General features: G+C 51.1%; 1 tRNA gene and 1 rRNA gene. Both read right to left on the bottom strand.

Going from position 1 to position 607, the window contains the following annotated elements:
• Positions 1-163: ribosomal RNA gene (locus J5M67_RS27445) — 23S ribosomal RNA — on the bottom strand; the annotation flags it as partial.
• A 353-nt stretch (positions 164-516) separates the two neighbouring features.
• A tRNA-Ala gene (locus J5M67_RS27440) sits at positions 517-592 on the bottom strand.
• Positions 593-607: the final 15 nt, after the last annotated feature.

Below are 607 nucleotides of genomic sequence, written 5' to 3'. Positions count from 1 at the left end.
TATGTATTCAGTCTAGGATGACCCAAAAGGGCCGGGTTTCCCCATTCGGACATCTACGGATCAAAGCTCGTTTGCCAGCTCCCCGTAGCTTTTCGCAGGCTACCGCGTCCTTCATCGCCTGTGATCGCCAAGGCATCCACCACATGCACTTGTTCGCTTGACCCTATAACGAGTCTGTCTCATCGACAGCCGCTACAGGTTGAGTTCTCGCGTTGTGCAGTATTCCAATTAGAGTCGAACAATGAAGTTCGAATCATCTTGAGATACATCGATACAATCACAACCCGGATAGCTTCCACGTCCATCTCAACGACGCTTCCGCTATCCAAATTACTTGCTTCTTCCAGATTGTTAAAGAACGACAGCCGATACAGTTTCCTGCATCACTCTGACTGGCTCAATCGCCAATGGGTAAGATTCGATTCGTTCTCTCGAACCCAATCAAACATTATCCATTGGGGCTCCCTTCGGGAGTGAGATGCCCGTAAGCGCTAAAGCGCCAACGATCATCGCAATTGGTGGAGGCAGACGGGATCGAACCGACGACCCCCTGCTTGCAAAGCAGGTGCTCTCCCAGCTGAGCTATGCCCCCATACAGAGACACTCA

This window comes from Pseudomonas sp. 30_B (assembly GCF_017491605.1).
Taxonomy (GTDB): domain Bacteria; phylum Pseudomonadota; class Gammaproteobacteria; order Pseudomonadales; family Pseudomonadaceae; genus Pseudomonas.
Note: the sequence above shows the minus strand (reverse complement) of the source record. Positions and strands in the feature narration are given on the sequence as shown.